Raw genomic sequence first — 6,893 nt, forward strand, 5'->3', positions numbered from 1 at the left:
AATCAGGGTTTACCCTGATGGCACAACGCCTCGAAGCGGTGTCGGGCATACCACCATGCGAGGGTGCCCGCCGCCAGATTGGCCAGCAAGATCCCCAGATATATCCCCTGTTCTCCCCCCAGCTTTGCCCCCAGCCAGGCTCCTGGCAACAGAAAACCAAACAGTCGCAATCCGTTGAACAAGAACGAAATACTGGATGCCCGCACGCCATTGAGTGCCGAGGCCAGCAGCATCACCATGCCCTGAAATCCGTAACCGATCGGCACTAGATGCAGATAGAGAATAATCAGGCGGATGACCTGTGGATGATCGCTGAACAGGTTAGCGATGAGTGGCGCCAGTAGCCAGGTCAGGCCATAGATGGCGAGCTGGAAAAGCAACGCAAAACTCATGCAGCTCTGCAGTGCAGCTTTGGCGCGGGCCGGATTGCCGGCGCCACAGTTTTGCGAGATGAAGGGGGCCAGTACGGAGGCGAGGGCCATCATCACAATCAGCAGCAGCGCCTCGACCCGCGATGCGGCGCCGTAAGCGGCCACCACCTCGGTACCCAGTCCTGCAAAGATCGTCATCAGCACTGCATTGGCCAGGGGGTTGAGCATATTGGTAAAAGAGGCGGGGACGGCGACATGGAGCAGCGCCCGCCAGTGGGACAGCAACCGGGCCCGCGGCGAGAGGCGCCACAGCAGCAAGCCCTCCCGATGACGCAGGATATAGAGGCTGACCAGCATCGCCATCAACCAGGAGATAGAGGTGGCGATGGCTGCCCCGCGGATCCCCCATTCGGGAAAGGGGCCGATACCGAAGATCAACAGAGGATCCAGTACCCCGTTGACCAGCCCGGCTATGGCCATCACCAGACTGGGGGTTTTGGTATCGCCGGTCGCCCGGATGGCGGCATTGCCCACCATGGGCAGCACCAGCATGGGGACGGTGAGATACCAGGTCAGCATGTAGTCATGGATGAGGGAGATAAGCTCGGCACTGGCTCCCAACAGGGTAAACAGGGGGTTGATGGTGAGAGCCCCCCCCGCGGAGAGCAGGGCTACCATGATCACCGCCAGAAACAGGCTGTCGGTGGCGAGATGGGCCGCCTCATCGTGTTTGCCCTGCCCCAGGGTATGACCGATCACCGCTGACAATCCGGCGCCCAATCCCATCGCCAGCGAGGTAACCACAAAAGTGACGGGAAAGGTAAAGCTGATGGCGGCCAGTGCTTCGGTGCCCAGCATACCGATAAAAAAGGTATCGACCAGATTGAAGGCCAGAATGGCGATGATGCCGAAGATCATGGGGCCCGTCATCTGGCGCAGTACGACCGGAATAGGGGCTGTCAGCATGGGGTTGGTGCGGGTCAAGGGCTCGTCTCTACAGCTGGCTTTGAAGGTTCTTGCATCGAAAACGGGCGGCTTGAACCGACCTTGCACCAGAGTGCGGACATGGCTGAACCATCGAAGATGTTTATAGTACGTGAAAAAATTTTTTTTGTATTTGCCCTTGAAGGGTTAGCAACTCTGCCCCACATCAGGGACATATCTAATTTGGCCTGGAACGGCCATTCCTCAAAGCAACAATGAGACTCATTTTGGGAGAGTTATCGATGAAAATTCGTCCACTGCACGACCGCGTCATCATCAAGCGCATCGAAGCTGAAGCCAAATCTGCCGGCGGTATCGTCTTGACTGGTACTGCGGCCCAGAAGTCCACCCGTGGTGAAGTGCTTGCCGTGGGGACTGGTCGCATCCTGGATAATGGCGAAGTCAAAGCGCTGGCCGTGAAGGTTGGTGACAAGGTTATCTTCAACGAAGGCTACGGTGTTAAGACCGAGAAGCTGGATGGTCAGGACGTCCTGATCCTCTCCGAAACCGACATCCTGGCGATTGTCGAAGAGTAATCCATCCTCCTTTTCCCCGAATTGATTTAAGGATTGAAGAAAAATGGCAGCTAAAGACGTTAAGTTTGGTAACGAAGCCCGCATCAAGATGCTGGAAGGCGTAAACATCCTGGCTGATGCCGTCAAGGTGACTCTGGGCCCGAAAGGCCGCAACGTGGTGCTGGACAAGTCCTTCGGCGCCCCGACCATCACTAAAGATGGTGTATCTGTTGCGCGCGAAATCGAGCTGGAAGACAAGTTCCAGAACATGGGCGCCCAGATGGTCAAGGAAGTGGCTTCCAAGGCGAACGATGCTGCGGGTGACGGTACCACTACTGCAACCGTTCTGGCTCAGGCCATCGTCAACGAAGGTCTGAAAGCCGTTGCCGCCGGTATGAACCCGATGGATCTGAAGCGCGGTATCGACAAGGCCGTGGTGGCTGCCGTTGCCGAGCTGCAGGCGCTGTCCCAGCCGTGTGCTGACAGCAATGCCATCGCTCAGGTTGGCACCATCTCCGCCAACTCCGACGAGAAAGTGGGCAAGCTGATTGCTGAAGCCATGGACAAAGTGGGTCGCGATGGCGTCATCACTGTTGAAGATGGTCAGGGTCTGGAAGATGAGCTGGCAGTTGTTGAAGGTATGCAGTTCGACCGCGGCTACCTGTCCCCCTACTTCATCAACAAGCAAGAGACCGGTTCTGTTGAACTGGACGACCCGTTCATCCTGCTGGTTGACAAGAAAGTCTCCAACATCCGCGAAATGCTGCCGGTGCTGGAAGGCGTTGCCAAAGCTGGCAAGCCGCTGCTGATTGTTGCTGAAGACGTAGAAGGCGAAGCCCTGGCGACTCTGGTGGTTAACACCATGCGCGGTATCGTGAAAGTGGCTGCCGTCAAGGCGCCTGGCTTCGGTGACCGTCGCAAGGCCATGCTGCAGGATATCGCTGTACTGACTGGCGGTACCGTCATCTCCGAAGAAGTTGGCATGGAGTTGGAAAAAGCGACTCTGGAAGATCTGGGTCGTGCCAAGCGCATCGTCATCACCAAAGAGAACACCACCATCATCGATGGCGTGGGTGATGCCGGTGTGATCGAAGGCCGTGTTGCCCAGATCCGTCAGCAGATCGAAGAGACCTCTTCCGACTACGATCGTGAGAAGCTGCAAGAGCGCGTAGCCAAGCTGGCTGGCGGTGTTGCCGTGATCAAGGTTGGCGCAGCCACCGAAGTCGAGATGAAAGAGAAGAAAGCACGCGTTGAAGATGCCCTGCACGCTACCCGCGCCGCTGTTGAAGAAGGCGTGGTTGCCGGTGGTGGTGTTGCTCTGGTTCGTGTTGCTGCCAAACTGGCTGGTCTGCGCGGTGACAACGAAGACCAGAACGTCGGTATCAAGGTTGCCCTGCGCGCCATGGAAGCCCCACTGCGTCAAATCGTCATCAACGCCGGTGAAGAAGCCTCCGTCATCGCCAACGCGGTGAAGAATGGTGAAGGCAACTTCGGTTACAACGCTTACACCGAGCAGTATGGCGACATGCTGACCATGGGTATCCTGGATCCGACCAAGGTCACCCGCTCTGCCCTGCAGTTCGCCTCTTCTATCGCCGGCCTGATGATCACCACCGAGTGCATGGTGACCGAGCTGCCGAAGAAAGATGCTCCAGCCATGCCTGATATGGGTGGCATGGGTGGCATGGGCATGATGTAATCATCATCCCGGCTCTGTTTGAGAAACGGCTCGCCTTGGCGGGCCGTTTTTTTATATCTGACTAAACTGAGTCTGTTGATAGCAGAAAAGTGTAAGGGGGAAAGATGAAGGTGCTTGGATGGATAACTCTGCTGTTTGCATTGATTGCCATGCCGCTTGTGGCTGCCGAGGCCCTCAAGGGGCCTGTGATCTTGAAAGTAAGCGGCAATATCAGCTCCCCAGATGAGGTGGACGGCAAAGTGCTTTTTGACTTGGCCACGCTGCAGGCGTTGCCGCAATATGAGATAGTCACCAGCAACCCTTGGGTTGATAAACCTCACAAGTACAGAGGGCCCAAGGTGGCGGACGTGCTGGCCGCAGTGGGGGCTAATGGCAAGAGCATAACCTTGACAGCATTGAACAGTTTTCAGATCCGCATCAATTGGGACAAAGTTGCCAAGTATAACCCTATTCTTGCTTGGGAAGATGACGGGGTAGCCATGAGGGTCCGTGACAAGGGGCCGCTCTGGTTTATGTTGCCGCTTGATCAATATCCGGAGCTGAAGCGCTCTGAATATACCGACATGATGATTTGGCAGCTGGACCTGATAGATATTCAACACTGATAAAAGAGTCACGGGAGCACGGGGTGAAAGGAAAGACCAGGGCGTGGCCACTGCTCGTCATTCTGTATGTATCCATTCTGTCGTTTACCGGGAGCACCCTTTATTGTCTGGTTCAGCTCCAGAATGCGACCAGAGCGATGGAGAAATATACCTATGATGTCTCCTGGGCGCTGATGCAGCTGCAGCTCGAGTTGGGGCGTTTCCTCAGTGCTGTAGAGGTCTACCATTATGGTGGAATAGAGCACAATGACCTGATGTTGCGCTATGACATTCTTTGGAGCAGAACCCCCATCCTGTTGAGCGGTCAGTTGCGTAAAAGCATGCAGGATAAGCAGAAAACCTTGCGCTTGGTGCAACTGATTGAAAACAACATTCGCGATATAGAGCCTGTCATTACCAAGCTGCAGAGCGGAGACTCTGTCTACCAGCAAATAATGATGCGCCTAGCCCCCTTGCAGGAGCCTTTATCCTATGCACTAGCTTCCGTTATGCAGAAGAACATCAACATCTACTCAGAGAATGATCGCCATTTTGGTCAATTGCGTAATGCTCTGCTGTTGATGGTGTCGGGGTTGGTTATCTCGGTTTTACTCCTTAGCTTGCTTCTTGTATATGAAGCTCGACGTCACTTTAGGGCAGCAAGGCGTGACCCGTTGACGGGTCTCTCCAATCGGGTGGCATTGCTGGAACGGATGGAGCTCTGTGCCACTCAGGAGGTACCTTTCGGATTGGTATTGGTCGATATCAACGACTTCAGAGATATCAACAGCAAGTTTGGTTATGATGCGGGCGATTTTTTGCTCAGTGAATTGGCCAGACGGATCAGATTGCTCTGTGAAGAAGGGGAGTGGAGTGGTCGGTTGGGTGGCGATCAATTTGCCATTATCCAGCGTGGTAGCAGCGATCTGCGTCAGGTCAGGGAGCTGGTAGCGCGACTGCTGCACGTTCTGAAGCAAGATATCGTCTATGATAACTATCCCTTCCGGCTCGAGGTGGGGATCGGGATTGCCTTCTATCCGATGGACAGCGATAAAACACAGGAGTTATTGAGTCGTGCGGAACAGGCTCTGTTCCATAGCCGCAAGACCCATGTCCCCTATGTGATTTACGATAACTCCTTGCTCAACGAGACGGCGCGGCGCAAGCATTTGGCCTCGGACATGATCATGGCGCTGGAACACAATGCGTTGGAACTCTATTACCAACCCATCGTCAATCTCGAGAGTGGCCGTTGTGAAGCTGTCGAAGCACTGCTGCGCTGGCGGCATCCGGAGCTGGGCTTTATTCCGCCAAACGAAGTGATCATGGTGGCTGAGGAGTTCCAGCTTGCCGAGCGTCTGGGCGGCTGGGTGTTGAACACCGCTTGCGAGCAGCTTTATCAGTGGCATCATTTGGGTATGGTCGACCTGCAGATGTGCGTGAATATCTCGCCGGGCATGTACCAGCGCAATTTGCTCAAACTGGTGGCCAAGGCATTGATGGAGAACCACCTGCCAGCCAGCAGTCTGGTTTTGGAGGTCACTGAAGATACCACCATGCGCGAAGTGAAGAATTCGCTGCAACTGATGCAGGATCTCAATCAACAGGGTGTGTTGCTGGCATTAGACGATTTTGGGACTGGTTATTCATCTTTGAGTTATCTGCAAAAGCTACCGGTCAGCAAGGTGAAGATTGACCGCTCCTTCATACAGGGCATTGATACTTCCATGGAGGCATCCGAGCTGGTCGCCAATATTTGCCGGATGGGATCCATGTTGGGCAAGAGTCTGGTTTGTGAAGGGATTGAGACTCAGGCCCAGCTTGATGTACTGCGATCCCTGACCGATATCCACTTGTATGGACAGGGCTATCTGTTCAGCCGGCCAGAACAGGCGGAGAAAATCTATCAAACTTTGCTGGAGATGGAGGAGCTTTGGCTGGCGCGTCAACAATCGGAAATGGCTTATATGAGTTAAGAAGAGGCTTGCCTGTCATCTGCCTCCATAATGTGTGATTTAGCTCGAATTTTCTTCTTGTTGTTTGTTGTTTGAACGGTTGTGCGGTCTTATCAAAAAAATATGCAAATTACCCTTGCCAGAAAGAATCGGCTCCCTATAATGCGCCTCCATCGACAGGGCAAGCGGCAACGCAAACAACCTCGTCGGTAACCTCGAAAAGCCTTTGAAAATAAGGCTTGACTCGAGAAGGCGGTCGAGGAGAATTCCACTCCCGCAGCAACACTCTGTTGCGTCGCTCTTTAACAATTTGAATCAAGCAATCTGTGTGGGCACTCGCAGCATCGAGCATCAAAAACAATTTTTGATATCAATGTCTGATGAAGTGACCAAAGCAACTTTTAGTTGCAGCAGTTAATTCAGCAATTCATTGAGCCGCTGAACTTCGGCAACGAAGCGACGCAAACCAAACTTAAATTGAAGAGTTTGATCATGGCTCAGATTGAACGCTGGCGGCAGGCCTAACACATGCAAGTCGAGCGGCAGCGGGAAAGTAGCTTGCTACTTTTGCCGGCGAGCGGCGGACGGGTGAGTAATGCCTGGGAAATTGCCCAGTCGAGGGGGATAACAGTTGGAAACGACTGCTAATACCGCATACGCCCTACGGGGGAAAGCAGGGGACCTTCGGGCCTTGCGCGATTGGATATGCCCAGGTGGGATTAGCTAGTTGGTGAGGTAATGGCTCACCAAGGCGACGATCCCTAGCTGGTCTGAGAGGATGATCA

Annotated in this window: 5 protein-coding genes and 1 rRNA gene; 5 read left to right on the forward strand and 1 reads right to left on the reverse strand. The window is 54.2% G+C overall.

Annotated features, from left to right (window positions below; all coding sequences use genetic code 11):
• Positions 1–2 precede the first annotated feature (2 nt).
• Positions 3–1,337: an MATE family efflux transporter gene (locus tag G5195_RS07925; RefSeq protein WP_266134786.1), complete on the reverse strand. Its 1,335-nt coding sequence runs from the start codon at positions 1,335–1,337 to the stop codon at positions 3–5.
• 260 nt (positions 1,338–1,597) lie between these two features.
• On the opposite strand from G5195_RS07925, the gene G5195_RS07930 reads away from it, so the two are divergent.
• The 5 genes from G5195_RS07930 to G5195_RS07950 form a co-directional block, all read left to right on the forward strand.
• Complete coding sequence (locus tag G5195_RS07930) at positions 1,598–1,891, forward strand: co-chaperone GroES (RefSeq protein ID WP_005340573.1); 294 nt, start codon at positions 1,598–1,600, stop codon at positions 1,889–1,891.
• A gap of 43 nt (positions 1,892–1,934) precedes the next feature.
• Positions 1,935–3,569, forward strand: coding sequence for a chaperonin GroEL (groL, locus tag G5195_RS07935; protein WP_005341224.1), 1,635 nt, complete (start codon positions 1,935–1,937; stop codon positions 3,567–3,569).
• A 104-nt stretch (positions 3,570–3,673) separates the two neighbouring features.
• Complete coding sequence (locus tag G5195_RS07940) at positions 3,674–4,174, forward strand: molybdopterin-binding oxidoreductase (protein ID WP_216952894.1); 501 nt, start codon at positions 3,674–3,676, stop codon at positions 4,172–4,174.
• 23 nt (positions 4,175–4,197) lie between these two features.
• Positions 4,198–6,129, forward strand: a complete 1,932-nt coding sequence (locus G5195_RS07945) for a putative bifunctional diguanylate cyclase/phosphodiesterase (protein WP_421223852.1) — start codon at positions 4,198–4,200, stop codon at positions 6,127–6,129.
• A gap of 453 nt (positions 6,130–6,582) precedes the next feature.
• Positions 6,583–6,893, forward strand: a 16S ribosomal RNA gene (locus G5195_RS07950); the annotation flags it as partial.

The sequence above is a fragment of the Aeromonas sp. 601039 genome (genome assembly GCF_049174415.1).
Taxonomy (GTDB): domain Bacteria; phylum Pseudomonadota; class Gammaproteobacteria; order Enterobacterales; family Aeromonadaceae; genus Aeromonas; species Aeromonas veronii_A.